Annotated in this window: 22 protein-coding genes, 1 pseudogene and 1 riboswitch; of the genes and pseudogenes, 13 read left to right on the top strand and 10 right to left on the bottom strand. The window is 67.1% G+C overall.

The window, feature by feature from the left end:
- The first annotated feature begins 4 nt into the window (after nucleotides 1-4).
- From AC2FAN_RS16620 to AC2FAN_RS16610, 3 genes are read left to right on the top strand one after another with little or no spacing between them, the layout of a single operon-like run.
- Nucleotides 5-835, top strand: coding sequence for an ABC transporter permease (locus AC2FAN_RS16620; RefSeq protein WP_265053651.1), 831 nt, complete (start codon nucleotides 5-7; stop codon nucleotides 833-835).
- Entirely contained in the window at nucleotides 724-2,466 is a 1,743-nt protein-coding gene (locus AC2FAN_RS16615; protein ID WP_485175452.1) for an ABC transporter ATP-binding protein, read from the top strand. Before AC2FAN_RS16620 ends, AC2FAN_RS16615 begins: the two co-directional genes overlap by 112 nt.
- Nucleotides 2,466-3,944, top strand: a complete 1,479-nt coding sequence (locus AC2FAN_RS16610; RefSeq protein ID WP_485175450.1) for an NAD(P)-binding domain-containing protein — start codon at nucleotides 2,466-2,468, stop codon at nucleotides 3,942-3,944. Before AC2FAN_RS16615 ends, AC2FAN_RS16610 begins: the two co-directional genes overlap by 1 nt.
- An 18-nt stretch (nucleotides 3,945-3,962) precedes the next feature.
- Here the strand turns inward: AC2FAN_RS16610 and AC2FAN_RS16605 are convergent, their stop codons facing one another.
- A complete protein-coding gene (locus AC2FAN_RS16605; RefSeq protein ID WP_476805667.1) occupies nucleotides 3,963-5,249 on the bottom strand; it encodes an NAD(P)/FAD-dependent oxidoreductase in 1,287 nt (428 codons plus the stop codon).
- 143 nt (nucleotides 5,250-5,392) lie between these two features.
- Nucleotides 5,393-6,577, bottom strand: a complete 1,185-nt coding sequence (locus AC2FAN_RS16600) for a MalY/PatB family protein (RefSeq protein WP_485175447.1) — start codon at nucleotides 6,575-6,577, stop codon at nucleotides 5,393-5,395.
- A gap of 214 nt (nucleotides 6,578-6,791) precedes the next feature.
- A riboswitch (cobalamin riboswitch) is annotated at nucleotides 6,792-6,989 on the top strand.
- An 88-nt stretch (nucleotides 6,990-7,077) separates the two neighbouring features.
- Here AC2FAN_RS16600 and AC2FAN_RS16595 point away from each other — a divergent pair.
- The 6 genes and pseudogenes from AC2FAN_RS16595 to AC2FAN_RS16570 all read left to right on the top strand — a co-directional run bounded on the left by AC2FAN_RS16595 (nucleotide 7,078) and on the right by AC2FAN_RS16570 (nucleotide 14,284).
- Complete coding sequence (locus AC2FAN_RS16595) at nucleotides 7,078-9,054, top strand: TonB-dependent receptor plug domain-containing protein (protein ID WP_485175445.1); 1,977 nt, start codon at nucleotides 7,078-7,080, stop codon at nucleotides 9,052-9,054.
- On the top strand, nucleotides 9,051-9,914 hold the full coding sequence (locus AC2FAN_RS16590; RefSeq protein ID WP_485175443.1) for an ABC transporter substrate-binding protein: 864 nt from the start codon (nucleotides 9,051-9,053) through the stop codon (nucleotides 9,912-9,914). The genes AC2FAN_RS16595 and AC2FAN_RS16590 overlap by 4 nt, the downstream gene beginning before the upstream one ends.
- Complete coding sequence (locus AC2FAN_RS16585; RefSeq protein WP_485175442.1) at nucleotides 9,911-10,921, top strand: FecCD family ABC transporter permease; 1,011 nt, start codon at nucleotides 9,911-9,913, stop codon at nucleotides 10,919-10,921. The genes AC2FAN_RS16590 and AC2FAN_RS16585 overlap by 4 nt, the downstream gene beginning before the upstream one ends.
- 65 nt (nucleotides 10,922-10,986) lie before the next feature.
- Nucleotides 10,987-11,718 (top strand): annotated as a pseudogene (locus AC2FAN_RS16580) (ABC transporter ATP-binding protein); the annotation flags it as partial.
- On the top strand, nucleotides 11,708-12,718 hold the full coding sequence (locus AC2FAN_RS16575) for a DUF6925 family protein (RefSeq protein ID WP_485175440.1): 1,011 nt from the start codon (nucleotides 11,708-11,710) through the stop codon (nucleotides 12,716-12,718). The pseudogene AC2FAN_RS16580 and the gene AC2FAN_RS16575, both read left to right, overlap by 11 nt.
- 186 nt (nucleotides 12,719-12,904) lie before the next feature.
- The gene (locus tag AC2FAN_RS16570) at nucleotides 12,905-14,284 is read left to right on the top strand and encodes a M20/M25/M40 family metallo-hydrolase (protein ID WP_485175438.1); all 1,380 of its coding nucleotides are present in this window, start codon (nucleotides 12,905-12,907) and stop codon (nucleotides 14,282-14,284) included.
- A gap of 144 nt (nucleotides 14,285-14,428) precedes the next feature.
- Here the strand turns inward: AC2FAN_RS16570 and AC2FAN_RS16565 are convergent, their stop codons facing one another.
- The 5 genes from AC2FAN_RS16565 to cyoA all read right to left on the bottom strand — a co-directional run bounded on the left by AC2FAN_RS16565 (nucleotide 14,429) and on the right by cyoA (nucleotide 19,514).
- Complete coding sequence (locus tag AC2FAN_RS16565; RefSeq protein ID WP_485175436.1) at nucleotides 14,429-15,178, bottom strand: SURF1 family protein; 750 nt, start codon at nucleotides 15,176-15,178, stop codon at nucleotides 14,429-14,431.
- Between the two features lie 154 nt (nucleotides 15,179-15,332).
- Nucleotides 15,333-15,710, bottom strand: coding sequence for a cytochrome o ubiquinol oxidase subunit IV (cyoD, locus tag AC2FAN_RS16560; RefSeq protein WP_485175434.1), 378 nt, complete (start codon nucleotides 15,708-15,710; stop codon nucleotides 15,333-15,335).
- The gene (gene cyoC, locus AC2FAN_RS16555) at nucleotides 15,707-16,342 is read right to left on the bottom strand and encodes a cytochrome o ubiquinol oxidase subunit III (RefSeq protein WP_485175432.1); all 636 of its coding nucleotides are present in this window, start codon (nucleotides 16,340-16,342) and stop codon (nucleotides 15,707-15,709) included. Before cyoC ends, cyoD begins: the two co-directional genes overlap by 4 nt.
- 9 nt (nucleotides 16,343-16,351) lie before the next feature.
- Nucleotides 16,352-18,352 (bottom strand): cytochrome o ubiquinol oxidase subunit I, encoded by a 2,001-nt coding sequence (cyoB, locus tag AC2FAN_RS16550; protein ID WP_476805676.1) that lies wholly within the window; start codon nucleotides 18,350-18,352, stop codon nucleotides 16,352-16,354.
- A gap of 31 nt (nucleotides 18,353-18,383) precedes the next feature.
- Nucleotides 18,384-19,514: a ubiquinol oxidase subunit II gene (gene cyoA, locus AC2FAN_RS16545; protein WP_476805677.1), complete on the bottom strand. Its 1,131-nt coding sequence runs from the start codon at nucleotides 19,512-19,514 to the stop codon at nucleotides 18,384-18,386.
- A gap of 200 nt (nucleotides 19,515-19,714) precedes the next feature.
- On the opposite strand from cyoA, the gene AC2FAN_RS16540 reads away from it, so the two are divergent.
- The gene (locus AC2FAN_RS16540; RefSeq protein WP_485175429.1) at nucleotides 19,715-21,040 is read left to right on the top strand and encodes an MFS transporter; all 1,326 of its coding nucleotides are present in this window, start codon (nucleotides 19,715-19,717) and stop codon (nucleotides 21,038-21,040) included.
- A gap of 24 nt (nucleotides 21,041-21,064) precedes the next feature.
- Here the strand turns inward: AC2FAN_RS16540 and AC2FAN_RS16535 are convergent, their stop codons facing one another.
- Both AC2FAN_RS16535 and AC2FAN_RS16530 read right to left on the bottom strand, forming a co-directional pair.
- On the bottom strand, nucleotides 21,065-21,850 hold the full coding sequence (locus AC2FAN_RS16535; RefSeq protein ID WP_485175427.1) for an enoyl-CoA hydratase/isomerase family protein: 786 nt from the start codon (nucleotides 21,848-21,850) through the stop codon (nucleotides 21,065-21,067).
- Nucleotides 21,851-21,862: 12 nt separating this feature from the next.
- On the bottom strand, nucleotides 21,863-23,056 hold the full coding sequence (locus AC2FAN_RS16530) for a CaiB/BaiF CoA transferase family protein (RefSeq protein WP_485175425.1): 1,194 nt from the start codon (nucleotides 23,054-23,056) through the stop codon (nucleotides 21,863-21,865).
- A gap of 259 nt (nucleotides 23,057-23,315) precedes the next feature.
- On the opposite strand from AC2FAN_RS16530, the gene AC2FAN_RS16525 reads away from it, so the two are divergent.
- A complete protein-coding gene (locus tag AC2FAN_RS16525) occupies nucleotides 23,316-25,712 on the top strand; it encodes a heavy metal translocating P-type ATPase (RefSeq protein WP_485175423.1) in 2,397 nt (798 codons plus the stop codon).
- A 60-nt stretch (nucleotides 25,713-25,772) separates the two neighbouring features.
- Here the strand turns inward: AC2FAN_RS16525 and AC2FAN_RS16520 are convergent, their stop codons facing one another.
- The gene (locus tag AC2FAN_RS16520) at nucleotides 25,773-26,126 is read right to left on the bottom strand and encodes a hypothetical protein (RefSeq protein ID WP_265053671.1); all 354 of its coding nucleotides are present in this window, start codon (nucleotides 26,124-26,126) and stop codon (nucleotides 25,773-25,775) included.
- A 190-nt stretch (nucleotides 26,127-26,316) separates the two neighbouring features.
- On the opposite strand from AC2FAN_RS16520, the gene AC2FAN_RS16515 reads away from it, so the two are divergent.
- Entirely contained in the window at nucleotides 26,317-26,454 is a 138-nt protein-coding gene (locus tag AC2FAN_RS16515; protein ID WP_476805681.1) for a hypothetical protein, read from the top strand.
- A 238-nt stretch (nucleotides 26,455-26,692) separates the two neighbouring features.
- Nucleotides 26,693-26,848, top strand: a complete 156-nt coding sequence (locus tag AC2FAN_RS16510) for a DUF1127 domain-containing protein (protein ID WP_081925531.1) — start codon at nucleotides 26,693-26,695, stop codon at nucleotides 26,846-26,848.
- Nucleotides 26,849-26,918: the final 70 nt, after the last annotated feature.

Here is a 26,918-nt window from a genome sequence, read left to right as displayed (position 1 = left end):
GGCGATGGACATCCTCAAGCGCTATCTCCGCAGTCCGGCCGCCGTGATCGGCCTCATCCTCCTGCTGATCGTCATCGCGATGGCGGCGAGCGCCGGCTGGCTCTTCCCGCGCGATCCCCTCGCGCTCGCCGGCCGGCCGCTGCAATGGCCGCTCGCCAATCCGCGCTTCCTGCTCGGGACCGACAATTCCGGCCGCGACATCGCCGCCCAGATTTTTTACGGCGCGCGCATCTCGCTGCTGATCGGCATCGTCGCGACAGTCATCGCAGTCGCGATCGGCATCGTCATCGGCGCGCTCGCCGGCTTCTACGGCGGCAAGGTCGATACCGTGCTGATGCGCATCACCGAGGCCTTCCAGACCCTGCCGAACTTCCTGCTGCTGCTCGTGCTGGTCGTGGTCTTCGGCTCGACGTTGACGACCGTGATGGTGGCGATCGGCATCGTCTCATGGCCGGCTCCCGCCCGCCTCACCCGCGCCGAGTTCCTGTCGCTGCGCAACCGCGAATTCGTGCAGGCCGGCCGCACCATCGGCCTGCCCGACATCAAGCTGATCTTCGGCGAGATCCTGCCCAACGCCCTGCCGCCGGTGATCGTCTACGCCAGCGTCGTCATGGCGGTCGCGATCCTGCTCGAAAGCTCGCTCGCCTTTCTCAAGCTCTCCGATCCCAACGTCGCCTCCTGGGGCAATCTGATCGGGCTCGGCCGCGATGTGCTGCGCGTGCAGTGGTACGTCTCGGCCATTCCCGGCGTCGCGATCCTGCTCACCGTGCTCGGCGTCTCGCTCGTCGGCCAAGGGCTGAACGACGCCCTCAATCCGAGGCTCAAGGGACGATGAGCGCGATCCTCACCCTCGATGGACTGACAGTCGGCCTGCCGGAGGGCGCCGACCGGCCACATGCAATGCAGGATGTCTCGCTGGAGCTGAATGCGGGCGAGATCGTCTGCGTCGTCGGCGAATCCGGCTCCGGCAAGTCGATGACGGCCAATGCCATCATGCGCCTGCTCCCTACAGGCGTCGCGATAGAGCGCGGCCGCATCCTCTTCGAGGGCCGCGATATCGCGGCCGCCAGCGAAGCTGAGATGCGCAGAATTCGCGGCGCCGGCATCGCGATGATCTTCCAGGAGCCGATGACGGCGCTGAACCCGCTGCGCAGCATCGGCGACCAGATCGGCGAGATGCTCGGCATCCATACCGATCTCGGCAAGCGCGCGATCGCGGCCCGCGTTCAGGAGCTGCTCGTGGAAGTGCAAATCCCCGAGCCGGAGCGCGCCGCCAAGGCCTATCCGCATGAGCTCTCGGGCGGGCAGCGCCAGCGCGCCATGATCGCGATGGCGCTCGCGCTGGATCCGAAGGTGCTGATCGCCGACGAGCCGACCACGGCGCTCGACGTCACCACCCAAGCGCAGATCCTCAAGCTGATCCGCGAGTTGCAGGCGCGCAAGGGCACCGCCGTGCTCTTCATCACGCATGATTTCGGCGTCGTCGCCGAGATCGCGGATCGCGTCGTGGTGATGCAGCACGGCCTCGTCGTCGAGCAGGGCGAGCCCGAAACCGTCCTGAATCACCCCAGCCACCCCTATACGCGCCAGCTCATCGCCGCCGTGCCGGCGCTGAAGCCGCCGCCGCCGCGCCCGCTTTCGGACGAGGCGATCCTGACGATCGAGAACGTCTCGAAGACCTATCGCACCGGCGGCTTCCTCGGCCGTGGCCAGCGCGTCACCCACGCGGTCAAGGACGTGACGCTCACCCTGCCGAAGGGCGGGACGCTCGGCATCGTCGGCGAATCCGGTTCCGGCAAGTCGACGCTGGCACGCTGCATCATCCGGCTGATCGACCCCGACACCGGCGCGATCCGCCTCCAGGGCGAGGATCTGACCAAGCTGTCCCGCGCCGAGATGCGCGCGCGCAGCCGGCATATCCAGATGGTGTTCCAGGACCCCTTCGCCTCGCTGAACCCGCGCCGCAAGGCCGGCGATCTCGTCGCGCAGGGGCTCGTCGTCAACGGCATGCCGCGCAGGCAGGCGCTCGAGCGCGCCCGCGAACTCTTCGGCCTCGTCGGGCTCGATCCCGCTGCGGTCGACCGCTACCCGCACGAGTTCTCCGGCGGCCAGCGCCAGCGCATCGGCCTGGCGCGTGCTCTGGCGCTCGAACCCGATGTCCTCGTCGCCGATGAGCCGGTCTCGGCGCTCGACGTCTCCGTACAGGCGCAGGTGCTCAAGCTCCTTGCCGATCTGCGTGAGCGGCTCGGCCTCTCCATCGTCTTCATCACCCACGACCTGCGTGTCGCCGCACAGGTCTGCGATCTGATCGCGGTGATGAAGAACGGCGAGGTCGTCGAGGCAGGGACGGTGGCGGAGGTCTTCGGCCAACGCCGGCACCCCTATACGCAGGCCCTGCTCGCCTCGATCCCCGGGCAAGGCTTCGGCACGACCGAAGCCACCCGCGAGTCGGCGGAGGTTTCGTGATGAAGCGCATCGCAACGCCAGTGCCGATCGCCGACGGTCTTGCCCGCCACGAAGCGCAGGTGAAGCGCGACCTGGCCTTGCTCGGCATCCCGGCCAAGCCTTGGCTTCATCCACGCACGACGGCAGATGGCGAGCCGGTCCTCGACGTCGCCATCGTCGGCGCCGGCATGAACGGCATCGCCGCAGCGTCGGCCCTGCTGGCCAAGGGCATCGTCAATACCCGCCTCTTTGACGCCAACGAGCCCGGCCGCGAAGGCCCGTGGAACAGCTATGCGCGCATGGACACGCTGCGCTCGCCCAAGACGCTGACGGGGCCTGCGCTCGGAATCCCGTCGCTGACCTTCGCCGCATGGTACATGGCGAGCTTCGGCGAAGCCGCCTGGGAGACGCTCTACAAAATCCCGAACGCAGTCTGGGTCGATTATCTCAGTTGGCTCCAGCGCGTACTCACCCTGCCGGTGCAGCATCGCACCGCGCTGACGAAGCTGCGCCCGCATGACGGCCTGCTCGCCCTCGAAATGAAGACGGCGGAGGGAGCGAAGACCAGCTTCGCCCGCCATGTCGTCCTCGCCACCGGACGCGGCGGCGCGGGCGGCGATCTCTGGCCGGATATCGTCCCGCGCGACCTCAAACCCGCTTTCGCGGCCCACAGCAACGACCCGATCGATTTCGAGCGACTGCGCGGTAAGTCGATCGGCGTCATCGGCGGCAGCGCCTCGGCCTGGGACAATGCTGCCACCGCTCTCGAGCAAGGCGCGGCGAACGTAGAGATGTATCTGCGCCGGTCGCATCTGCCGCAGATCAACAAGGGCCGCGGCTCGGCGACCCAGGGCTTCTTCCACGGCTGGAGCACCCTCACCGACGCCGACCGCTGGGCACTCGCCGCCTATCTCGACGACATGCTCGCGCCGCCACCGCACGAGACCGTGCTGCGTGCGCTGAAATCCAGTGGGCTTGGCATCCGCTTCCGGCATCGCGTCGCTTCGGTCAGACGCGAGTCCGGGCAGGTCGTGCTCGACATCGACATGCCCGAGGGCCGCATCGAGCGCCGCCACGACTTCCTCATCGTCGCCACGGGTTTTCAGGTCGACGCGGCGCGTATTCAGGAACTGTCGGAATTCGCCGGACATATCGCGCGCTGGAGCGACCGTTATACGCCGCCGGCCGAGCTTGCACGCCCGACATTGGCGCAGGCGCCCTATCTCGGACCGGGATTCGAGCTCCTGCCCAGGGATGCCACCGCGCCGGCCGAACTCTCCCGCATCCATCTCGTCAACCACGGAGCCAATGTCAGCCATGGCGCGATCGCGAGCGACATTCCGGGCGTCGCGATCGCCGGCGAGCGTGTCGCGCAGGCCCTCGCCGCCGCCTTCTTCAGGGAAGACAGCGCCACAATCAGGCGCGATCTCGAAGCCTTCGAGGAGGCCGAACTGAAGGACACGCCCTTCTTCCGGCCGGAGGATTTCGCGCGCTCCTGATGCGGGACAGAAACGCGATCAGCGGGGCGCGTCGGCTTCGCCGCTCTTCGCCTGCCCTTGCGTGATCAGGCGGGCGCTGCGGTGGCCGCTGACATAGATCCACAGCCAATTCAGCGCGACGGCGAGGCGGTTCCGCAGGCCGATCAGGAAGAAGATGTGCGCGACGCCCCAGGTCCACCAGGCGATGCGCCCCTTCAGCTTGATCCAGCCGAAATCGACGATCGCCGCGCGCTTGCCGATCGTCGCGAGATTGCCGGCATTGCTGTAGGCGAAGGGCGGCGGCGCGGCCTCGCCCTTCAGCCGCGCCTTGATCACTCCGGCGACGTAGCGCCCCTCCTGCTTGGCCGCTGGCGCGACGCCGGGCACCGGCTTGCCATCGGCCGAGACGACATGGGCCGTGTCGCCGACGACGAAGATATCGCGCTGGCCGGGTACCGTGAGGTCGGGCTCGACCATCACCCGCCCGGCCCTGTCGGCCGGCGCGCCGAGCCACTCCGCCGCAGGCGAAGCAGCGACGCCCGCCGCCCAGAGGATCGTCCTGGCCGGCAGGAAGGCGCCGCCGAGTTCGATCCCGTCCGCGGTGCAGTTCGAGACAGCGTGACCGAGCTTGATCTCGACGCCGAGCCCGATCAGCGCCCGCTCCGCATAGGCCGAGAGGTCCTCGGTGAAGCCAGCCAGGATGCGCGGGCCGGCCTCGACCAGGATGACGCGTGCGGAGCGCGTATCGAAGTTGCGGAAATCGCCGCGCAACGTGTCATGCGCCAGCTCGGCGATCGTGCCGGCAAGCTCCACCCCGGTCGGACCTGCGCCGATGATCACGAAGGTGAGGAGCTCGGCGCGCCGGGCAGCGTCCGTCTCCCATTCTGCCTGCTCGAAGGCCGAGAGAATACGCCGCCTGATCTTCGTCGCGTCTTCGAGCGTCTTCAGCCCGGGTGCGTAGGGCTCCCACTCGTCATGGCCGAAATAGGAGTGTCGTGCCCCGGTCGCCAGGATCAGGCTGTCGAAGGCAAGCGGCGGCTCGCCCTCGATCAGCACCGTCTTCACCCCCGCATCGACGCCGACGACGCTGCCCAGCAGCGTGGTGACGTTCTTGTATCGCCGCAGCAGCGAACGGGCCGGCCAGGCGATTTCGGAGGTCGGCAGCGACGCCGTCGCGACCTGATAGAGCAAAGGCTGGAAGAGGTGATGGTTACGCCGGTCGATGAGCGTGATCCTGACCGGCTCGCCGGCGAGATTTCGCGCCGCCTCCAGCCCGCCAAAGCCGGCTCCCACGATGACGATGTGATGGGGCGTGCCGGCCGTCATGGGCTACCCAACCTGAAACAGGCTGCGACGGCGATATCTGGAGATGCGTCTCATGAGTTCTCCCGCTTCACCAATAAGCCAGTGCCGCCTTTGCGAGAAGCGGGGAGATGGCGCGGGACGACAGAACCGTCCCGCATTCGGCGCTATTGCAGATCGCGGAACGCTTCCTTCAGCCGCTCGACGGCCTCGATCACGGTGGCGCGCGGCGTGGCGAGGTTGAAGCGCAGGAAGCTGTCGCCCCCCGCCCCGAAGCTCGCGCCATGGTTCACCGCGATCTTCGCCTGCTTCTCGACGCGGGCGGTGAATTCCGCCGGCTCCATGCCAGCCCCGCCGAAATCGACCCAGGCGAGATAGGTCGCCTCGAGCGGCATCGAACGCAGGCCGGGAATGGCGTTCACCCCGTCGTCGAACAGCTTCCTGTTGCCGTCGAGATAGGCCACGAGCCGGTCGACCCAGGCCGCACCTTCGGGGCTGTAGGCGGCGGTCGCCATCGCCATGCCGAAGGAATTGGGCGAGATGCCATGGGCGTTCATCCGGGCGCGGAACCGCTCGCGCAGCGGCTCGTCGGGAATGATGACGTTGCCGACATGGGCGCCCGCGATGTTGAAGGTCTTGGTGGTCGCCGTCATCATCACGAGGCGGTCCGCGATTTCAGGCGCAGCCAGCGGCATGACGGTGTGCCTGGCTCCCGGCATGACCAGATCATGATGGATCTCGTCGGCGACGAGGATCAGGTCGTGGCGCTTGCAGAAGGCCGCGATCTCGCGGAGTTCGTCGCGTGTCCAGACGCGCCCGCCCGGATTATGCGGCGAGCACAGCATCAGCATCCGCTCGCGGCCGGTCATCTGCGCGTCCCAGCCGGCGATGTCGAGGACGTAGCGGCCCTCCTCGATCGGCAGCCGGCACTCCACGACCTCCCGGCCGGCCGAGCGGATGATGCGGGCGAAGGCGTGGTAGACCGGCGTCATCAGCACGACGCCATCGCCCGGCGCGGTGAAGGCATCGACGCAGAGCGCCGTGCCATTGACGAGGCCATGGGTGGTGAAGATCGCTTCCGACGCCACGTCCCAGCCATGGCGGGTCTTCATCCACCAGCGGATGGCGTCGCTATTGGTGCGGTCGTCGCCGAAATAGCCATAGACCCCGTGAGCCGCCATGCGCTCGACCGCCTGCTGGACGCAAGGCGGCGGCCGGAAATCCATATCGGCCACCCACATGGCGATGCCGTCGGAAGCGGCCACGCCATAATACTTCTCCATCGTGTCCCATTTGGCCGAATGGGTCCCGCGGCGGTCGATCTGCTCGTCGAAGTCCGGCAACCTAAGCATCGTCATCCTCGGCAACAGCAGAGCGGCCAAGCCGCGGAAAGCGCCGAGAGATGGTGATTCCGACCCGGCCCGTGGCTTCTGTTCTGCCGCGCCGGCTCGCGGGCGTAAACCGGCGCGATCGCGACGGCTGGCCTCCGGATACGACATGGCGCGCGATCTCCCGCCCCCGTCCTTACCTTTGGTTAAACCTATTTGACGACGACACTTTTCCGCCGTAATCGTCACCGGGACGGTTCCCTCACGGGATCAAAAGGGAACGCGGTGCGGGTGGCCAGCCACCCCATGCCGCGGCTGCCCCCGCAACTGTAAGCGGCGAGCCTTTCGCCATACGCCACTGGGACCTCGGACCTGGGAAGGCGGCAAAGGGCATGGACCCGCGAGCCAGGAGACCTGCCGTCAGCCGTGGTCACACGCGAACACGTTCGGACGGGGTGCGCCGATCGCTGATTTGACTGTTTGCCGCCTTTTGCGCGGCAATGGGAGATCGCGTTCGCGGTGACGTGCCACTGACGTCAACGCCCGAGGTCTCCATCGTGATCCCCGCCCTTCCAGCCGCAGAACGCGGCCGCCTGCTGCTATGCGTTTCCTTCCTCGCACTGGCCTGCTCCGCCCCGACACTCGCCCAGAACGCACCCGCCCCGCTCGCGCTCGACGAGATCGTTGTCAGCGCGACCGGCACGCCGACCCCGGCGCGCGAGATCGCGAGCTCCGTCACCGTCATCACCGCCAGGGAGATCGAGCAGCAGCAGCGCCGCACCCTGCCCCAGGCTCTCGCCACCGTGCCCGGCCTCAACATCGTCCAGACAGGCGGACCGGGCGGCCTGACCTCGGTCTTCATGCGCGGCACCAACTCCAATCACGTCAAGGTTCTGATCGACGGCATCGAGGCGAACGACCCCTCGACGCCCAACCGCTCCTTCGATTTCGGCTCGATGCTGACCGACGACATCGAGCGCATCGAGGTGCTGCGTGGCCCGCAGAGCGGCCTTTACGGCGCCAATGCGATCGGCGGCGTCATCTCGGTCACGACGAAGCGCGGCGAGGGGCCGCCCAGGGCGACCGCGCGGGTCGAAGCCGGCTCCCACGGCACCTTCAACCAGTCCGCCGGTTTCAGCGGTGGCGACGATCGTTTCAACTATGCCTTCAACGTCGCCCATTTCCGGACCGACGCGACCGACGTCACGCCGCCGAACCTCGTCCCGCCCGGCCGCCGCATCAATCCGAATGCCTTCGACAACTACAGCTATTCCGGCCGCATCGGCGTCGCGCTCGGCGACACGCTGACGCTCAACTGGGTCGGCCGCTATCAGGACGGGCAGTTGCGCTATACCGGCGACACCGGCTTCCCGAGCCGCCCCGCCCCCTATCGCTCCCTGCAGAACTACGCACAGGCCTTCACACGCGGCGAGGTCGTCTGGGATCCGTTCGGCGGACGTTTCGTCAACACCTTCGGCGTTTCCTACACGAACCAGGACCGGGCGACGCGAACGGCCAACGGCACGACCGGCATCCTCGGCCTGCCCAACGAAAACCTGGGCGAGCGCACCAAGGTCGACTGGCGCGGCAATCTCGAGATCACCAAGGGCCACAATCTGATCATGGGCCTGCAGTACGAGCGCGAGCGCTTGGACACCGCGAGCCTCGTCGCTTCCAACGGCAACAAGGCCGCCTATCTCGAATACCAGGGCAATATTCAGGACCGCTATTTCCTGGCGGCCAACATCCGCCACGATAATGACGACAGCTATGGCGGCCACACCACCTATCGCATCGCGCCCGCGGTGATCGTCCCGGGCATCGAGACCAAGCTGAAGGCGAGCTACGGCACCGGCTTTAAGGCGCCCACGCTGAGCGAGCTCTTCATCGACTATCGCCCCGGCTTCAATTTCTTCGGCAACCCGAACCTGAGCCCGGAAGAAAGCCGCGGCTGGGATATCGGCTTCGAGCAGCCGCTCTTCGACAAGCGCCTGCAGTTCGGCGGGACCTGGTTCCAGAACGACATCGACAACCTGATCGTCACCAACACGGCACGCAACTCCTACGCCAATATCGGCAAGGCGCAGACCAAGGGCGTCGAAGCCTTCGCCGCGCTGGAGATTTCGCCCCAGTTCCGCATCCGCGCCGACTACACCTTCACCCTCGCCAAGGACGAGATCGCGCGGCAGGAATTGCTGCGCCGCCCACGCCACAAGGCGAGCGCCACCGCGACCTGGACGCCCACCGACAAGCTCACCTTCTCGGCGACGCTGCTCTATGTCGGCTCCTGGGTCGACGGCAATCGCGACTTCTCGGTCCCCCGCATGAACGCGAAGGGCGCGACGCTGGTCAATCTCGCCGCCGAGTACAAGGCGACCGACAAGGTCACCGTGTTCGGGCGGATCGACAATCTCTTCGACAAGCGCTGGGAGAACCCCGTCGGCTTCCTCGTCCCGGGCTTCGGCGCCTATGCCGGCATCAAGGTAGCGATCGGCGGATGACGCCGTTCCGCGCCGGGCATTGGCTGATCAGCTTGCGCGCTCTCGCCATGGCGGCCGTCGCCGCCATGGCGTTTGGCGCGTCGCCAGCGGCGGCGAAGCCGGCGCGGATCGTCTCGCTCAACATGTGCACGGACGAACTCGTCCTGCGCCTCGCATCGCCCGAACATATCGCTTCCATCACCTGGCTCTCGCGCGATCCACGCAACGCCAATATGGCAGAGGCGGCACGCGCGATCCCGGTCAATCACGGCCTCGTCGAGCAGGTGCTCGCCTCCCGGCCCGACCTCGTCATCGCCGGCGCCTACACCACCCGCGCGACCGTCGCCTTGCTCAAGCGGGTGGGGATGCCCGTGCGCGAGTTCGGCGTGCCCCGCAACATTGCCGAAATGCGAGCGCAGATCGCGGAGATGGCGGCGCTGCTCGGTGAGGAGGACCGCGGCGCGGCGCTCGTTGCCGACATCGACGCGCGCCTCGCCGTTCTCGCGGCGAAGCGTCCGACCGAGCGCCGCCGCGCCATCGTGCTCCGGCCGAACGGCTTCACGGTCGGGCGCGGCTCGCTGGTCGACGAAATCCTGACGCTGGCCGGGCTCGACAACATCGTCGCCGGCCTCGGCATCGACAGCTACGGCCAGATCGCGCTGGAGACGGTGGCGCTCGGCGGCGCGCAGATGCTGATCCTCAACGATACGCCGGGCGGGCCGCCCTCGCTCGCCCATGAGGTGCTGCACCATCCGCTGATCGAGAGGCTCCGCGAGCGCCTGAAGCTGGTCGCCCTGCCCTCACGATTATGGACCTGCGCCGGTCCGAGCGTGCTCGACGCCATCGAGTTGCTCGCGCGCGCTGCCGAAGAGGACCGATGAAGACCTTGCCCTTCCAGCCGCCATCGCTGGCGCTTCTCATCGCGCTGCTCGCGCTCGCGACGCTCGCCGTCTTTGCTCTCTCGACGGCGGTCGGCTACGCCCCGCTCGATCTCGGCGCGGCGATCCGCGACTGTCTGGCTGGGCGACAGAGCCTGCCCGCATTCGTACTGACGGAGCTGCGCCTGCCGCGCGCGATCCTTGGCGCGCTGGTCGGCTTCAGCCTCGGCCTGTCGGGCGCCGCCATGCAGGGCCTGCTACGCAATCCGCTGGCCGAGCCCGGTGTCGTCGGCATTTCGAGCGCCGCCGCCTTCGGCGCAGTTGTCGCCTTCTACAGCGGGCTTTCAGCCAGCGTCGCGCTCGCCCTGCCGCTCGGCGGCATCGCCGGTGCCATCGTCGCCACGCTCCTGCTGTTCATCCTGCTCGGACGCGGCGCCGGCACCACGACGCTGATCCTCGCCGGCGTCGCCCTCAACAGCTTCGCCGGTGCCGCCACCTCGCTGGCACTGAACCTTGCGCCCAACCCCTATGCGGCACTGGAGATCGTGTTCTGGTTGATGGGCTCGCTCGCCGACCGCAGCCTGAACCATGTCCTGCTCGCCCTGCCCCTGATGCTCGTCGGCTGGGCGCTGCTGCTCTCGACCGCACCGGCCCTCGACGCGCTGACGCTGGGCGAGGACACGGCCGCCAGCCTTGGGTTCGATCTCACCTGGCTGCGCGCCCGCCTGATCGGCGGCACGGCGCTCGCCGTCGGCAGCGCGGTCGCGGTCACCGGCGCGATCGGCTTCGTCGGCCTCGTCGTGCCGCATCTGCTGCGCCCGCTGGTCGGCAACCGCCCCGGCCGGCTGCTGCTGGTCAGCGGCTTCGGCGGCGCCATCCTCGTCCTGCTGGCTGATACCGCGCTCAGGCTCGCGCCGATCCGGCCGGAACTGAAGCTCGGCGTGGTCACGGCGCTGATCGGTGCACCCTTCCTCTTCAGCCTCGTCAATCGCATGCGGCGGGAGGCGTGATGGCCATCGAAGCGCACGGCATCACCGTCGAGCTCGGCGGCAAAGCGATAATCCAAGAAGCCGATCTCACTGTTCGACCCGGAGAACTCCTCGGCCTCGTCGGCCCCAACGGCGCCGGCAAGACGACGCTGCTGCGCGTCATGGCCGGCCTGCTCGCCCCGGCGCGGGGCGCCGTCCACTATGACGGCGAGAGCGCCCGCGCGCTCGGCCGGCAGGCGCTGGCCCGGCGCGTCTCGTTCCTGGCCCAGGGCGGCGATACCTCCTGGCCGCTCTCGGTCGAGACCGTGGTCGGGCTTGGCCGCCTGCCGCACCGCCGCCCCTTCGGCGGCCTCTCGGAAGCCGACAGGGCGGCCATCGCCACAGCGCTCGACCATTGCGACGTCGCGGGTTTCGTCGATCGCACCATGGGTACGCTCTCGGGTGGCGAGCGCCGCCGCGTCCTGCTGGCCCGCGCCCTCGCGGTCGAAGCGCCCTATCTACTCGCCGACGAGCCGCTCGCCGGCCTCGACCCGCTGCACCAGCTCGAAGTGATGGAGCTGCTGCGGCAGACCGCGCGACGCGGCGCCGGCGTCGTGGTCGTGCTGCACGATCTGACGCTGGCAACCCGCTTCTGCGACCGGCTCGCCTTGCTCGACAACGGCCGGCTGGTCGCCGAGGGCAAGCCGGCAGCCGTCCTCGACGACGCGCGCCTGCGCAGCGTCTTCAGCGTCAGCGCCCTGCGCGGCAGCCATGACGACGAGCCCTTCCTCCTGCCCTGGCGGGCCCTGAGCCACGGAAGATCCAACGATGAGCGATAGCGAAACCATCCGCGCCGTGCTGCGCGAGCACATCCATGACGCATCGAGCCAGTGGAATCTCGGCACCTTCGGCGCGATCGCCGAGTTCATGCGCGATCCCGACGAGGAGGTCGCGATCGTCGACGAGCCCTCCCGCCTCTCCGCCACGACCGCGCGCGGCGGCATCGGCTTCGACGATCTCGACGGCGCCCGCCTCTTCGCCTCGGAAAGCGCCGTCGGCACGAGCTGGAGCCACCGCGTCTCGCTCTGCCTGCTGGAAGACGCCTGCGCTATGAACCGGCGCACCGTTCTCACCGAACTCGGCCCGGATGCCCAGGCGCTCCGCACCGAGGATGCCAACGCGATCCTGTTCGACATGGGGCTCGGCACCCTGCAGACCGACATCTGCATCCGCACCGGCGATCCCGAACTGATCGCGCTGCTGCGCGCCCAGGCCGGCCGCTCGCTGTTCGAGGCCAGCAATCCGGCGATGCCGGCGATCGTCGCTGCCGGGCCGCATCGCGTCTTCCTCGCCCGCATCGGCCGCGGCGAGGTCTACCAGCCGATCCCGCCGGCCGGCGGCAAGAGCCCCGAGGGCCCGCATACTCATGTGCTGCCGCAGTTGCTGCGTAGCGGCCGCACCCATGCCGCGACTGAGCCCGTGCCAGAGGGCTACGTGCCCTGCGCCCATCTCGTTCCGGCTCATCCGGTCCGCGACGCGATGGCGCACACGCGCCCCTTCGACGCCGCTGCCCACCAAGGCTTCGAAAGCCTGCTTGCCCGTTTCGGCGACCCGGCAATCGCCACGGTGAAACAGGCGCTGCGCGAGGCCGTCGACAAAGGGGGTTCGCCGGAAGCCTTTGCCGTGCCGGCGACCAAGTTCGAGCGCCACGCCTTGCGCGTCGCGCTGCGCCAGCTCGCCGTCGTTGCGCCCGAGACGGCCGGGCTGGCGGACTGGCTCGCCTGGCACGAGGCCCGCGAGCGTGGCGGAGAGACGGAAGCGGACCCCTACGCCCATTGAGCCGGGGTCAGTTTGATCTCCCGGCCTGAGCTCGCCGCATGGCCGCTGCGGCGGGAATGGAGAGGCGTAGCCGTTGAGAGGCGCGGTATCACCCCTTAGGCTGGTCGCGCCTGGGAGCCGGCCCGTCATGACGGCCTGCTCCCTGATTCATAATCTCAACGCTTCCTCGCAAAGGCCTGCACAGAAATGGCTTCCTCCAACGCATTGGCTCCGGTCTTCGATCACATCGAAGCCAACCGCGGCGCCTTCCTCGACCGGCTGATCGCCTATCTGCGCCATCCAAGCATCAGCGCCGAGAACATCGGCATTGCCGAGGTCGGTGCGCTGCTGGTCGAGATGCTGACCGAGATCGGACTGGAAACCAGCCTCATCCAGACCGAGGGCCATCCCATGGTCGTCGCCCGCTGGGAAAAGGCGCCGGGCAAGCCGACCGTGCTGCTCTACGGCCACTACGACGTGCAGCCGCCGGACCCGCTCGAGAAGTGGATTTCGCCGCCCTTCGAGCCCACCATCCGTGACGGCCGGCTCTATGCGCGCGGCGTCGGCGACAACAAGGGCCAGCATTTCGCCCAGATCCTCGCCATCGAATCCCATCTCAAAGTCCATGGCGAACTGCCCTGCAACGTCATCCTGCTGCTGGAGGGCGAGGAGGAGATCGGCAGCCCCCGCATCGCGGGCTTCGTGCGCGCCAACAAGGAATTGCTGCAGGCCGACCTCGCCGTCACCGCCGACGGCCCGCGCCATGCCAGCGGCGCGCCGACCATCAAGTTCGGCTCGCGCGGCGTCGTTTCCTTCGACCTGCGCTGCCGCCATGCCAGCCGCGACGTCCATTCCGGCAATTTCGGCGGCGTCGTGCCGAACCCGATCTGGACGCTGGTCCACCTGCTCGCCACCATGAAGAACGAGGCCGGCGAGATCACCATCGAGGGCCTGCACGATGCAGTCGAGCCGCCCACGGCCGAAGATATCGAAGCGATCGGGCGCCTGCCGCTTGATCTCGACGCGTTCAAGCAGGGGCTCGGCCTCACCCGTCTCGATGCGCCGCTCGACCGGCCCTTCTACGACCGCCTCTGCTTCCAGCCGACGCTGACGATCAACGGTTTCCACGGCGGCTATGGCGGGCCCGGCACCAAGACCGTGTTGCCGAACGAAGCGCTGGTGAAATGCGACATCCGCCTCGTCGAGGCGCAGGACCCGCAGGACATCCTGCGCAAGATCGCGGCCCATGTCACCAAGCACGCGCCGGAGGTTGAGTTCATCGTCGAGGAAACCGGCATGCAGCCCTCCAAGACGCAGATCGCCTCGGCCTATACCGCGCCCCTGCGCCGCGCCTTCGTTGCCGCCCATGGCGAGGAGCCGCTGCTGATCCCCGCCGGCTTCGGCAGCTTGCCGAATTACGTGTTCACCAAGATCCTCGGCATCCCCGCCTATGTCACGCCCTATGCCAACCATGACGAGGCCAACCACGCGCCCAACGAAAACATGACGCTCGATTGCTTCCAGAGCGGCATCAGGACGGGCGCGGCGCTGCTGCACGAGCTTGGGCAGTTGCAGAACGAGGGCTGAGCCTGGTCTAAAACTCGTCATTCCGGACAAGCCGCGAAGCGGCGCCGATCCGGCATCCATCGGAGGTCTCGGCGCTCTACGATGGATTCCGGGTCAAGCCGGAATGACGACGTGTTTCTGAATCATGCTGGAACCACGCCGAACCTATGCGGCCGACGATCCCTCGTCGGCCTTGCCCCTCAACAGGAAGACCACTGCCCCGGCGCTCATCAGAGCCAGGCAGAACCAGGTCAGCGCATAGACCAGATGCGTATTGCGGAAGCCGACCTGGGTCATGCCGCCCTGCGGCAGTGGGCCGGGCTCCGAAGCCGAATCGGCATCGACGAAATAAGGCGCGACAGCACCAAGGCTCCCCGCCCCGGCGATCGCCGCCACGTCGCGCGAGTACCAGCGCCCGGCAGCAGGGTCGTTGGCGCGCAGGAAGCCGCCTCCGGGCTCGCTCGGCCGCAGCAGCCCGACCACTCTCGTCTCGCCGGCAACCTTGCGCCGCTCGTCCGGGCCGCGCCGATCCTCCGGCACGAAACCGCGATTGACGAGGACGGTGAAGCCGGCATCGGCCCGGAACGGCGCCAGGACCCAGAAGCCGGGACCAAGTTCGGTCACGGCCATCGTCAGCGTCTCCGGAGAATCGAGATAGCGCCCCTGCAAGGCGACGCGGCGGTATTCGTCATTGGCTGGATCAATCGCCGGCCACTCCGCCGGCCCCGGCGCAGCCACGGCCTGCGCATGGATGCGCGCCTCGACGCGGGCGATCAGGTCGAGCTTCCAGCTCCGCCGCTGGACCTGCCAGATCCCGAGCGCGACGAAGACCAGCGTACACAGGCAGAGCGCAGCGGCGAAGACGAAACGTCCTGTGCACGGGCGGCCCCACGCTCCTGTTTCCGGCGGCGTCATCGCGGCGCCCCCGGAGACTGTTTGGCAACCCGCTGTGGGGAGTCGCATGGCGGTGTTTTCGAAAACCGGAGCGGAGCGCACTTCCTCACGTGAGCACCGGAAGCACAGAAAACACCGTCAGTCGACCGCCGCAGTAGAGTTGCCAAACGGTCTCTCACATCTTGTGTAGGTCGCTCGGCATCATGTTGGTGTTGAGGTGGTACATCACCCACAGCGAGCCCGAGAGCGCGATCACCACGATGATGATCGTGAAGATCAGCGCCATCATGCTCCAGCCGCCTTCGGCACGGCTGCTCATATGGAGGAAGTAGACCATGTGGACGACGATCTGCACGGCGGCGAAGGCCATGATCACGATCGCCGTCAGCACGGAGTTGCCGAGCACGTCGTTCATGACGAGCCAGAACGGGATCGCCGTCAGGATGACCGAGAGCACGAAGCCGGTGACATAGCCGCGCAGGCTGCCATGCGGCGCGCCGTGCCCGTCATGGTGGTCGGTATGTGCCTCGGCGTGGTTCTGGCTACCGCTCATTTCAGCACGCCCATCAGGTAGACGAAGGTGAAGACGCCGATCCAGACGACGTCGAGGAAGTGCCAGAACATGCTCAGGCACAGCAAGCGGCGCCGGTTGGCCTCGATCAAACCGCGCTTCGAGACCTGCAACATCAGCACCGTCAGCCAGATCAGGCCGAAGGTGACGTGCAGCCCGTGCGTACCGACCAGCGTGAAGAAGGACGACAGGAAGGCGCTGCGCATCGGCGTCGCACCCTCATGGATGAGGTGCGCGAATTCGTAGAGCTCGATCGCGAGGAAGGCGAGGCCGAAGAGCCCGGTCACCACGAGCCAGCCCTGCATCGCCGCCTGCCGGCCCTTGTCCATCGCCAGCATGGCGAAGCCGTAGGTGATCGAGGAGAACAGCAGCATGGCGGTGTTGACCGCGACCAGCCTGAGGTCGAACAGGTCGGCGCCGGACGGCCCGGCCGCGTAGTTGCGCCCGAGCACGCCGAAGGTCGCGAAGAGGACTGCGAAAACCAGGCAGTCGCTCATCAGATAGAGCCAGAAACCGAGCATGGTCGAGCCGCCGGAGTGCTCGTGCTCGTCTTCCGTGACGTAGAACGCCGGAACGCTCGCCGCGGCCTGCGCCTGCGCTTTCGCCTTAGCCATCATCGCCCCTCAGGCTCCACGCAGTTGCTCGCTGCGCAAATCCTCTTCGCGCAGAACGGCTTCGGCCGGGATGTGGAAGTCGCGGTCGTAGTTGAAGCTGTGCGCGATCGCCGTCCCGACCACGCCGACGAAGGTCAGCGCCGCCAGCCACCAGATGTACCAGATCAGTGCAAAGCCACAGATCGTCGCCAGCCCCGCGATGATGACGCCGGCGCCGGTATTCCTGGGCATGTGGATCGGCCGGAACCCGCCGAGCGGGCGCCGGTAGCCGCGCTTCTTCATGTCGGCCCAGGCGTCGAGGTCATGCGCGATCGGCGTGAAGGCGAAGTTGTAGGCCGGCGGCGGCGAGGAGGTCGACCACTCCAGCGTGCGCCCGTCCCAGGGGTCGCCGGTCGTGTCGCGCAGCTCTTCGCGGCGCAGGATGCTGACGACGATCTGGATCAGGAAGCACAGGATGCCGAGGGCGATCAGCACCGCGCCGAACGCCGCGACCACGAACCAGATCTGCAGCGAAGGGTCCTCGAAGCGGCTGAGGCGCCGCGTCACGCCCATCAGGCCGAGCACGTAGAGCGGCATGAAGGCGACATAGAAGCCGATGACCCAGAACCAGAACGAGAGCACGCCCCAGAAACGGTCGAGCTTGAAGCCGAAGGCCTTCGGGAACCAGTAGGCGATGCCGGCGAAGACGCCGAAGACCACTCCGCCGATGATGACGTTGTGGAAGTGGGCGATCAGGAACAGGCTGTTGTGCAGCACGAAATCGGCCGGCGGCACGGCGAGCATCACGCCGGTCATGCCGCCGATGACGAAGGTCAGCATGAACGCCAGCAGCCACATCATCGGCAGCTCGAAGCGGATGCGCCCGCGATACATCGTGAACAGCCAGTTGAAGATCTTCGCCCCCGTCGGGATCGAGATGATCATCGTCGTGATGCCGAAGAAGGAGTTCACGCTGGCGCCGGAGCCCATCGTGAAGAAGTGGTGCAGCCAGACGAGGTAGGAGAGGATGGTGATGACCACCGTCGCATAGACCATCGAGGCGTAGCCGAAGAGGCGCTTGCCGCAGAAGGTCGAGGCCACCTCCGAATAGACGCCGAAGATTGGCAGGATCAGGATGTAGACCTCGGGGTGCCCCCAGATCCAGATCAGGTTCACGTACATCATCGGGTTGCCGCCGAGATCGTTCGTGAAGAAGTTGGTCCCGACATAGCGGTCGAGCGTCAAAAGCGCGAGCGTCGCCGCCAGGATCGGGAAGGTCGCGACGATCAGCACGTTGGTGCACAGCGACGTCCAGGTGAAGACCGGCATCTTCATCATGTCCATGCCGGGCGCCCGCATCTTCACGATGGTCGCGATCAGGTTGACGCCCGAGAGCGTCGTGCCCACGCCCGCGATCTGCAGGGCCCAGAGGTAATAGTCCATGCCCACCCCGGGCGAGTATGCCGCCCCCGAGAGCGGCGGATAGGCCAGCCAGCCCACCTTGGCGAACTCGCCGACGAAGAGCGAGGCCATCACCAGCACGGCGCCGCCGACCGTCATCCAGAAGCTGAAATTGTTGAGGAAGGGGAAGGCGACGTCGCGCGCGCCGATCTGCAGCGGCACGACATAGTTCATCAGCCCGGTGACGAAGGGCATCGCCACGAAGAAGATCATGATCACGCCATGCGCCGTGAAGATCTGGTCGTAATGGTGCGGCGGCAGGTAACCCTCATTGCCGGCGAAGGCGATCGCCTGCTGGCCGCGCATCATCAGCGCGTCGGCGAAGCCGCGCAGCAGCATGATCACGCCCAGGATCATGTACATGATCCCGATCTTCTTGTGGTCCACGCTGGTAAACCACTCGTGCCAGAGATAGCCCCAGAGCTTCAGCCGGGTGACAAGCGCGACGAGTGCCAGGCCGCCGAGCGCGACAGCCGCGAAGGTCCCGATCAGGATCGGCTCGTGATAGGGGATCGCCTCGAGCGTGAAGCGTCCGAATACGAGCTTCCACCATTCGGGATAGGAGGTCATGGGTTCCTCGTCTCGCTAGCGCGGAAGCGCTTCAGTTGGCGATGCGGGCGGTCACGCCCGCGGTGCCGTAGACGTCGGTAGGGGTGCAGATCGCCGTCACGAACGGGCGCGGCGGCATCGGCTGCCCGCCCCGGCGCACGCTCTTGTCGTATTCGAGCTGCGCGACGATATGGATGCCTTCCTTGCCGCCGCCGCCCTTGGCGTCCATCGCCATCATGTCGCGCGTGCACATCTTGGCCCGGTCGACGCACATGTTGAGGATGGCCCCGAAGAGATCGGGCGGGACGTCACGGAACTGTCTTACCGGCTCGCGTTCGCTCGGCTTCTCCAGCACGAGATATTCGTCGCGCCCGAGCGGGCTGCCCTTGCCGATGGCACCCTGCACCCAATCCCCGAACGCCTTCTCGTCGACGCCGCGGAAGCGGAAACGCATGTCGGAGAAGCCGGCGCCGCTGTAATTCGCGGAGAAGCCCTCGAAGTCGCCGGCATGGTTGATCACGGCATGAAGCTTCGTCTGCATCCCGGGCATGGCGTAGATCTGGCCGGCCAGCGCGGGGATGAAGAGCGAGTTCATCACCGAGGAGGAGGTGATGCGGAACTCGATCGGCTGGTCGACCGGCGCCACCACCTCGTTGAGCGAGGCGATGCCCTGTCCCGGGTAGAGGAACAGCCATTTCCAGTCGAGCGCGACCACCTGGATCACCAGCGGCTGCTTCGCGACCCCGTTCCCGCCCGCCTTCGCCTCGACGCTCGGCTTGGAAGCGCTGATGCGGTTGAGCGGCCTGTAGGGGTCGAGCAGATGCGTGCCCATCCAGGTCATCGCGCCGAGAACGACGATGATCAGCAGCGGCACCGACCAGATCACTACCTCGAGCGGCAGCGAGTGATTCCAGTTCGGATGGTAGGTGGCCTCCGCCGAGGCGCGGTAGCGCCAGGCGAAGAAGATCGTCAGCGCCATCACCGGGATGATGACGAGCAGCATCAACGCGACCGAGGCCAGCATGAGGTTGCGCTGTTGCAGCGCAACATCGCCGGAGGGCGCCAACAGCACCATCTGACAGCCGCCGAGCAGCACGAAAGCCGGCAAAGCCGCTAGAAATCGATAGATTCGCAAGAGACTCAAGACCTCCCTAATCCGGGAACAGCCCTCTCCTATTCCCATTCTTTCGCACCGCACATCGGACAATCTGTCCCATTGCGATGGTTTGACGGGTAGCTTCTATCCACCGTATCCATTTGTATGAGGCGCGGGCAAGTCCGGTCGCTCCGGCAACCCCGCCAGCCTCGAGCATTTTCGAGCGAAGCGGACACCGGTTCGCGTGAAGAGAATGCGACAGGACAGAGAGCTAGGAATTCGCGGTCATGAGCGCTGACGCGGCGAACCATTCATCGGGGCATCTGACGGACGAGCACGGGCGCGACCATGTCACGCCTGCCGATATCGCGCTGGGCGTCATCATCGGGCGAACGTCGGAGTATTTCGACTTCTTCGTCTTCGGCCTCGGCTGCGTGCTGGTCTTCCCCGAGCTGGTCTTCCCCTTCGCCGACCGGCTGACCGGCACGCTCTACGCCTTCGGTATCTTCGCGCTGGCTTTCGTGACGCGCCCGATCGGCTCGGTGCTGTTCTTCGGGATCGACCGCCGCTATGGCCGGGCGACCAAGCTCACCGTCGCGCTCTTCCTGCTCGGTGGATCGACGGCCGCCATCGCCTTCCTGCCGGGCTATGCGACGCTCGGCATCTGGTCCGTCGTCATCCTCGCCGGCTTCCGCCTGCTGCAGGGCATCGCACTCGGCGGCGCCTGGGACGGGCTGTCCTCGCTGCTGGCGCTCAACGCTCCGCCCAACCGGCGCGGCTGGTATGCGATGCTGCCGCAGCTCGGCGCGCCCTTCGGCTTCATCCTTGCCGCCGGGCTCTTCGCCTATTTCGAGGGCGCTCTGTCGAACGAGGATTTCCTCGGCTGGGGCTGGCGTTATCCCTTCTTCGTCGCCCTGACGATCAATGTCGTGGCGCTGTTCGCGCGGCTTCGCATGGTCGCCACCCAGGAGTTCGCCGAGCTCATGGAAACCCGCGAGCTCGTGCCGATTCCGGTTCTCGAACTCATCCGCGCCCGCGGTGGCGCGCTCGTCCTCGGCGCCTTCGTGCCGCTGGCAAGCTTCGCACTCTTCCACCTTGTCACCATCTTCCCGGTGAGCTGGATCAATCTCTTCACGGACCGGTCGGTCTCGGAGTTCCTGCTGGTGCAAGCCGCGGGCGGCGTGGTCGGCGCCGGCGCGATCGTCACCTCCGGCCTGATCGCCGACCAGATCGGCCGCCGCAACACGCTGTTGCTCTCGGGCGCGATGATCGCCCTGTTCAGCCTGTCGAGCATCGTCGCGCCGCTGCTCTTCGGCGACAGCCTCGCCGGCCAGACGATCTACGTCATCATCGGCTTCGGCCTGCTCGGCCTCTCCTACGGCCAGACGGCCGGCGCCGTGGCGTCGAGCTTCGGCACGCAGTACCGCTACACCGGCGCGGCGCTGACCTCCGACCTTGCCTGGCTGCTCGGCGCCGGCTTCGCGCCGCTGGTGGCGCTCACGGTATCGAGCACCTTCGGCCTCGCCTGGGTGGGCGTCTACCTGCTCTCCGGCGCACTCTGCACGCTGGCAGCGCTTGTGCTCGACCGCAGACTGGAGAGCCGCTACGGCTGAACCGTAGCGGCCCGTTTTCTCTGATCAGCGCCCCGTCCAGTTGGGCGTGCGCTTGGCGAGGAAGGCTTCCATGCCCTCGCGGAAATCGGCGCTCGTATAGCAGAGCGTCACGAGATCCTTGCCCTCGAGCCCCTCGGCCGTGGCCGCGGTCAGGCGGCGCATCGCCTCCTTGGTCGCGCGCATCGTCAGCGGCGCGTGGCCGGCGATGATTTGCGCCAGCTCGCCAGCCCGCCGCATCAGCGCGGCATGGTCCGGCAGCAGCTCGCTGTAGAGGCCGAAGCGCTGCCCCTCCTCCGCCTCGACCAGCCGCGCCGTGAACACGATGTCCTTGACCCGCGCCGGGCCGAGCATGGCGTAGAGCCGCGCATAATTCTCCATCGACAGGCAATTGCCGAGCGTGCGCGCGATCGGGAAGCCGAAGCGCGCCGTCACGCTCGCGATCCGAAGATCGCAGGCAAGCGCGATCGCCGCCCCGCCGCCGGTCACCGCACCGGAAATCGCGGCAAGAGTCGGCACCGCACAGCGCTCGATCGTCCCGATCACCGTCTCGATGCGCTCCTCATAGGCGAGCGCATCCTCGGCGCTCTCGAAAGCGCGGAACTGCGAGATGTCGGTGCCGGCGCCGAAGGCCTTTTCCCCTGCCCCGGTCATGATGATCACGCGCGGGTCGCCATGATCAGCCGGCTTTCGGCAGATCTCGGCGATGCGCTCATACATGGCGAAGGTCAGCGCATTGCGCGCCTGCGGCCGGTTGAGCGTGATCGTCCCGACCCCGTTCTCGACCGCATACAGGATTTCGTCGTCGCTCACTCCGGGCCTCCGTCAGATCACGCCTGCGGCCCGCAGATGCGCGAGCCCCGCTTCGTCATAGCCGAGTTCGGCCAGGATCTCGTCGTTATGCGCGCCGGCCGCCGGCGTCGGCGTCACGACGTCGGCCGGCGTGCGCGAGAGCGTCACCGGCTGACCGACGAGGCGGATATCGCCGAGCTCCGGATGCTTCACCGGTTTGGCGATGCCGAGATGGCAGACCTGGGGATCCTCGAACATCTCGTCGACCGCATAGATCGGCCCGGCCGGCACGCTGTGGCGCTCCATCACGGCCAGCCAGTCGGCACTGTCAGCCTCGCCAAGCCGCTCCTCGATCAGCTCGCGCAGCTCCGGCCGGCGCTCGAAGCGCTTCTCCGTGCTGTCGTAGCGGGCATCCGTGCCCCATTCGGGCCGTTCGATCGCCCGGCAGAAGGAGCGCCATTGCTCCTCGCCGCCGACGCCGAGATTGATCGCGCCGTCCCGCGTCCGGTAGACGCCCATCGGCGTCTGGTAGGGGTGGTCGTTGCCGGCCTGCGGCGGCACCGAGCCCTCGACGAGATAGCGCGCGGCCTGAAAATCCATCATTGCGATCTGGGCTTCGAGCAGCGAGGTCTGCACCCACTGTCCCTTGCCGGAGACGGCGCGCTCCTGCAGCGCGACCAGCGCGCCGACGGCGCCATAGAGCCCGGCCGAGGAATCGGCGAGCGCGATGCCGGCCCTGACCGGCCCCTGCCCCGGAAGGCCGGTCACCGACATCATCCCGCCCATGCCCTGCGCGATCTGGTCGAAGCCGGCGCGCGTCCGGTACGGACCGGACTGGCCGAAGCCGGAGATCGAAACCAGGATCAGCCGCGGGTTGCGCGCATGTAGCGTCTCGAAATCGAGGCCGAGCCGCTCCTTCACGTCAGGCCGGAAGTTCTCGACGAGCAGATCGGCCTCGTCGACCAGCTTCATCAGGATCGCCTTGCCTTCGGACGTCTTCAGGTTGATCGCCAGCGAGCGCTTGTTGCGATGCAGATTCTGCATGTCGTAGCCGAGGCGCGGCCCGCTCATGTTCTCGTTCGGGTCGAGCCCCGGCGGGCTCTCGACCTTGATCACGTCGGCTCCGAAATCGGCGAAGACGCGCACACAGGTCGGCCCGGCCCGCACACGCGTCAGATCCAGCACCTTGAGCCCTGCCAGGGCGGTGGACGCTCGTGGCTGTGCCATCTCTTGTTCGCTCCTTCCCCGGAGCGAACTATCCGGCCCCCTCGCCCGGACCGTCAATCATCACTTGCATACTGCATGCAGTCATGAGGCGCATGGCGAGCCGGCATCAGGCATGTCGACAGGTACCGCATTCCTCTCGCTAGCCCGACATGGCCGCTCCGAACCAGCCGCATGCAGAAGTCCGATTTTCCCTCTTGAACCTGAAGTGGCTACAGCTTGTAGAGAGTGTGTCCGTAGCGAAGCGAGACGGAGACACGCCATGGCCGCCCATCCCGAAACCGAGCCCGAGACCCTGTCCTGGAAGGTCGGCGGCATGGATTGCGCGAGCTGCGCAACCAAGATTCGCGGTGCGGTGGAGCGCCTGCCCGGCGTCAGCGACGTGAAGCTCTCGGTCATGTCGGAAACGCTGACGCTCTCGCTCGATGCGGCGCAAACAACACCCCAAGCGGTCGAAAAGCGCGTCAACGGCCTAGGTTACACCACGGCCGCTCTTGCGACGACACCTGCCGCGAAGCCGGCGGCAAAGGATGCGTGCTGCGGCGGGCACGACCACGATCATCACGCGCACGACCATGACGAGCGCGCACACGACCACGGCAAGCATGAGCATGGCGACGCCTGCTGCTCGGATCATGCGCACGCCCATGATCACAAGCATGGGCACGACCACGCCGGCCACGACCATTCAGGTCACGACCACGGCGCTGGGAGCACGAAGCCGGCCGCGGCCGGGAGCGATCACGGCCACGGCCTGCCCGGCCATGTCCACGAGAGCACGCCCGATGGTGCGAGCTGGTACCAGACTGGCAAGGGCCGCCTCGTCCTCGCGACCGGCCTGCTGCTCGGCGCCGCCTATGCCGCCGGCCTGATCTGGCCCGGCATCGGCCACTGGGCCTTCATTCTGGCCTGCGTCATCGGCGTGCTGCCGGTGGCGAAGCGCGCCTTCGCGGCGGCCCGCGCCGGCATCCCCTTCACCATCGAGATGCTGATGACGATCGCCGCCGTCGGCGCGCTCTTCATCGGCGCGGCGGAGGAGGCGGCGCTGGTTGTCTTCCTCTTCGCGGTCGGCGAGGTTCTGGAAGGCGTCGCGGCCGATCGTGCCCGCGCCTCGATCCGGGCGTTGGGTAATCTCGTGCCCAAGACGGCGCTGGTCGAGGAGAGCGGCACGACCCGTCAGGTCGATGCTGCCAGCCTCGCGATCGGCCAGATCGTGCTGGTCCGCCCCGGTGACCGCATCCCGGCCGATGGCGAGATCACCGACGGCACCTCGGGCATCGACGAAAGCCCGGTCACCGGCGAATCCATCCCGAAGACCAAGGGCATCGGCGAACCCGTCTATGCCGGCTCGGTCAATCGCGAAGCGGCGCTTCGCGTGCGCGTCGACAAGGCGGCCGAGGACAACACCATCGCCCGCATCATCCGCCTCGTCGAGGAGGCGCAGGAGGCGCGGGCCCCGACCGAGCGCTTCATCGACCGCTTCTCGCGCTGGTACATGCCGGCGATCGTCGGCCTCGCGCTGCTGGTCGCGCTGGTGCCCCCGCTCCTGCTCGGCGGCGAATGGTCGGTCTGGATCTATCGGGCGCTGGCCCTGCTTCTGATCGGCTGCCCCTGCGCGCTCGTCATCTCCGTGCCGGCCTCGATCGCCGCCGCGCTCTCGGCCGGCGCGCGCCAGGGCCTGCTGATGAAGGGCGGTGTCGTCATCGAGACCGCCGCGAAGACCGGTCTCGTCGCCTTCGACAAGACAGGGACGCTGACCCAGGGCAAGCCGCGCGTCACCGATGTCGTGGCGCTCGCCGGCAGCGAAGCGGAGGTGCTGGCTCTCGCGGCTGCCGTCGAGCACGGCTCCGCCCACCCGCTCGCCGAAGCCGTGCTCGAACGCACCCGCACCGACGGCATCGCCTATGTGCCGGCAGCCGAGGCCGCGGCGATCGCCGGCCAGGGCGTCACCGGCAAGGTCGATGGCCGCGCCGTCTTCGTCGGCGCCCCCCGCCATGCCAGCGCGCGCGCGCCGTTCGACGGACGGGCGCAGGCTGCCGCGAACGAGCTGGAAGCGTCCGGCAAGACCGTCGCGGCCGTCGTGGTCGACGGCGCGCTCGCAGGCCTCATCGCCCTGCGCGACGAACCGCGCGAGGACGCCGCCGCGGCCATCGCCGAGCTCAAGGCTATGGGCATCCGCTCGACCATGCTGACGGGCGACAATGCCCGCACCGGCGCCGCTATCGCCGGCAGCCTCGGCATGGAGCACAAGGCCGAGCTGATGCCCGACGACAAGGTCGCGGCGATCAAGGCCTTCGCCGCCGAGACATCCGTGATGATGGTCGGCGACGGCATCAACGACGCCCCTGCCCTCGCGGCCGCGGGTGTCGGCATCGCCATGGGCTCGGGAACCGATGTCGCGCTGGAGACGGCTGATGGTGCCGTGCTGAAGAGCCGGGTCCGCGATGTCGCTGCCCTGATCCGGCTGGCGCGCGGGACGATGGCCAACATCCACACCAACATCACGATCGCGCTTGGCCTGAAGGCCGTGTTCCTCGTGACAAGCGTGCTGGGCTACACCGGGCTCTGGGTCGCGATCCTGGCCGATACCGGCGCGACCGTGATCGTCACCGCCAATGCGCTGCGGCTCCTGCGCTTCGACGCCAGCAAGACCGGCTGAGCGGCAGGGTCGTCAAAACGAACTGCGAGGCCGGGCGCCAAGCCCGGCCTCGCGCGCGACTCAGACCGTGATGTCGGCCAGCGCGCCGGTGCGCTGCTCGCCCTTCTCTTCCATCTGCTTCAGCATCTCGTCGCGGACCTTGGCCATCACATCCGCCTTGGCCTTCGAATCGAGCTTGTTGAACTGCTCCTCGGTCATGCCGAGCTTGTCCAGGATCGCCTTCTGAACCCGCTCCTCGGGCGTCATCCGGGCGAACTTGAGGAACTCGGCCTGAATCGAATCGGCGGAGGGTGAGGAAGAAGCCGAGGCGGAAGCGGTCGCATCCTGCTTCGCTTCGTCCTTTGCGGTCGGCTTGATCGGGTTGGTGACCGGCAGATTGGTCGGCCAGTTCGAGGTCGAGAACGAGATCGACATCGCGTGCTCCTGTTTTGCGTCAAGCGCACAGGCAAGCTCCAGGCCGAGCCTCGCAATTCAGAATAGCAATACAATTCAATATCTTGCCGAGACCGCCGCCTGGCGGAACCCGGCCCACAGGGAGAATCCGGCAATTTCTGCCCGGCAAACATGATCCGGCACGGCATGCGAGCCTGCGACGGATTGGCTCATGACGGCGCCCGACAACGCCTTCCGCCGGGGCGATGCCCTGTCTTTTGCAACGCAAAATTGCCTGCGCGCACCGATGCGCGATTTAGCACCTGCAACATGCTCAACAGATAATCAGCAACAGCGTCACGCCGAGTGAATTTCGTCGATTGCCTACTTATTAAGCTGCCCGGCAACCACATTTTGGCCGCAAGCGTTACACCAGCGCAGGTCGATCTCACGAAAATGACCGAAAACTTAATTCGCCATGCGCATGGAGCATAACAGAGCTGATTGGCAGCCCCTATTTGAGGCACTCCGTCTGACTTATATGCAGTGCACAACGAAATTATCGCTGTGGGCACCGTCCCGCTCCGGAAACCGCAAGGAATATCGCCATGTTCGTCACCATGATTGCTGCCAAGATTCGCGCCTATCTCCGCTATCGCGAGACCGTCCGCGAGCTGTCCCGCCTGACCGACCGCGAGCTCGATGATCTCGGCCTGTCGCGCTCGGAGATCAACTTCATCGCCCGCTCGCACGCTGCGGCCTGAAGTCTCTGAATGAGAACAGCCGCGCACAGGGCGCGGTGCGTTCCGAGTAGTTTCTCCTGAGGCTCGTGTT

It is taken from the genome of Allobosea sp. RIT-PG3_2, from assembly GCF_057321085.1.
This window is presented reverse-complemented; position numbering and strand designations above follow the sequence as displayed.